Annotated in this window: 3 protein-coding genes; 2 read left to right on the top strand and 1 reads right to left on the bottom strand. The window is 70.7% G+C overall.

Annotated features, from left to right (window positions below):
* Window positions 1-66: 66 nt before the first annotated feature.
* Window positions 67-1,242, bottom strand: coding sequence for a lipid II:glycine glycyltransferase FemX (locus SPI96_RS04620; protein ID WP_321081197.1), 1,176 nt, complete (start codon window positions 1,240-1,242; stop codon window positions 67-69).
* A gap of 346 nt (window positions 1,243-1,588) precedes the next feature.
* Between SPI96_RS04620 and rpsL the strand changes: the two genes are divergently transcribed.
* Window positions 1,589-1,963, top strand: a complete 375-nt coding sequence (gene rpsL, locus SPI96_RS04615) for a 30S ribosomal protein S12 (protein ID WP_224356570.1) — start codon at window positions 1,589-1,591, stop codon at window positions 1,961-1,963.
* Window positions 1,963-2,433 carry a 30S ribosomal protein S7 gene (gene rpsG / locus SPI96_RS04610; RefSeq protein ID WP_002854788.1) on the top strand — a complete coding sequence of 157 codons (471 nt, stop codon included), beginning with the start codon at window positions 1,963-1,965 and terminating at the stop codon, window positions 2,431-2,433. Before rpsL ends, rpsG begins: the two co-directional genes overlap by 1 nt.
* Window positions 2,434-2,468 lie beyond the last annotated feature (35 nt).

The raw sequence follows: 2,468 nt of genomic DNA, 5'->3' as shown, positions 1-2,468 counted from the left end.
GGGGCCCCCGCCGGGTGCGGGCGGGGGCCCGCCCCGATGTGTGTGCGTGTGTGGCGGCCGGTGGCCTCAGCGGCGGGACATGTACAGCTCGAAGGCCTTGGCCAGGGGGGCGCGCAGCGGCAGGGTCCACTCGCCGTGGGTCTGGATCAGGTCCGCGCCCATGGCGGTCTTGAACAGGGTCAGGCCGGCGAGCTTGTGGTCCTGGCGCAGTGAGCTCGAGACGCCGCCGAGGTCGTACCAGTGGCATCCGGCCTCCACCGCCGCGGTGATCTGCTCGAGCTGCAGGGCGCGGGGGGCGAAGCGCTTGCGTTCCTCCAGGGAGGACCCGCCGTACGGGTACCAGGCGAAGTGGCCCTGGCGCAGGGTGATCGCCCCCGCCAGGGGGCGGCCCTCATGGGAGGCCACGAAGACCTCGGCCTCGGAGAGGGCGGAGGCGTCCATGGCCTCCACGACGCGCTCGAAGTACGGCTGGGCCCGCCCGTTGAAGCCTTCTCGCGCAGCGGTCTCGGTGTAGAGGCCGTGGAAGTCCTCGAGCAGCTCGACGCCGCCGCGGCGGATCGTCAGTTCGGTGCGGGTGGACTTGCGGGTCTCCGAACGGGAGGTCTGGTTCATGCGCTTGAGCACGCCGTCGACGTCCAGACCCTCCAGGGGGATGCGCGCCTGGAACATCGGCTGTCCGGCGATGAACTCCTCGGTCACGGCCGGGGCCCGCCAGCCGAGGGCGCGCAGGTCCTCCTCGACGGCCACCTCCTTCGCGTCCAGGTCGTGCTGGAGGTCCATGAGGGAGGTGTACTCCGGGTCCTTGAGGGCCTTGCGCACGTCGTCCGCGGCCCAGCGGCGCACGACGCCGGGCGGACCGAGTCGAACCTCGAAGGCCCCCTCGCGCCGGAGGTGCTCCACGAGCGGCGGGAGGGCGTCGCGAAGGCGGACACCGTCGTCGAGGACGGGGCCCTCCGTGATGTAGGCCAGGGACGCGGATCCCAGCACGGGCACCCAGCGCGGCACCGGCACGGCCCGGTAGAGGACGAGGGCGGCACCGACCAGGCGGCCTGCCGTCTCGAAGCCGAGGGACTGCGCTCGCCAGCCCGACTTGACGGCGGCCCATGCCGGGTTCTGCAGGAAGGAGGCCTCGGGGTGACGCCGCAGCAGCTCCTCGTGCTCGTCACGGGAGATCGGGCGGACGCTGACCGAACCGGCGGCGGGGGAGGGAGCGGGGCGAGGATCAGGGGCTTCAGACACCATGGTGTCTGACCCTATCCTGCGCGCTGACCTCGTACGGGATCCCCTGTCCAGCTGGGGTGACGACGCCGGCTCTGTGGCGGCCATGAGGGGAAGGCGGCGCCTGATTGGCCCGGAGGAACGCAGGTGGTACGCTGAGAGGGATTGTTTTCTTGTGTGGCAGAGTGGACTCGGTCCGGTCGCGGGGTCGTTGCGCGGCAGATGCCACATTTTTGCACGCCTGGAGCCGAGGACGCGCCGACGCGCGCCATCCGTCGCCGGGTGCGGCAGAACCGAGGAACGACCGACGCGGACCCCCGGGTCCGTGTCGACGACGTCACCGAACACCCCCCGATAGGAAGGCTGAAGAGTGCCTACGATTCAGCAGCTGGTCCGCAAGGGCCGCTCACCGAAGGTCGTGAAGACCAAGGCCCCGGCGCTGCAGGGCAACCCCATGCGCCGTGGCGTGTGCACCCGCGTGTACACCACCACCCCCAAGAAGCCGAACTCCGCGCTGCGCAAGGTCGCCCGTGTCCGCCTCAACGGCGGCGTCGAGGTCACCGCCTACATCCCGGGCGAGGGTCACAACCTGCAGGAGCACTCGATCGTGCTCGTGCGCGGCGGCCGTGTGAAGGACCTGCCGGGCGTGCGCTACAAGATCGTCCGCGGCGCCCTCGACACCCAGGGTGTGAAGAACCGCGGCCAGGCCCGCTCCCGCTACGGCGCCAAGAAGGAGAAGAAGTAATGCCTCGTAAGGGTCCCGCGCCGAAGCGCCCCCTCGTCGTCGATCCCGTCTACGGCTCCCCGCTGGTCACGCAGCTGATCAACAAGGTGCTGATCGACGGCAAGAAGTCCACCGCCGAGCGCATCGTCTACGGTGCCCTCGAGGGTGCTCGCGCCAAGAACGGTGCCGATCCCGTGGCCACGCTCAAGAAGGCCATGGACAACATCAAGCCGGCCCTCGAGGTCCGCTCCCGCCGCGTCGGCGGCGCCACCTACCAGGTGCCGGTCGAGGTCAAGCCGGGCCGCTCCACGGCCCTCGCGCTGCGCTGGCTCGTCGGCTTCTCCAAGGCCCGCCGCGAGAAGACCATGACCGAGCGTCTGATGAACGAGATCCTGGACGCCTCGAACGGTCTGGGCGGCGCTGTGAAGCGTCGCGAGGACACCCACAAGATGGCCGAGGCCAACAAGGCCTTCGCCCACTACCGCTGGTGACCGTGTCGGCCCGGCGCGCCTGAGCGCGCCGGGCC

The organism is Micrococcus sp. (genome assembly GCF_034179925.1).
In the GTDB taxonomy this organism is placed as follows: Bacteria; Actinomycetota; Actinomycetes; order Actinomycetales; family Micrococcaceae; genus Micrococcus.
This window is presented reverse-complemented; position numbering and strand designations above follow the sequence as displayed.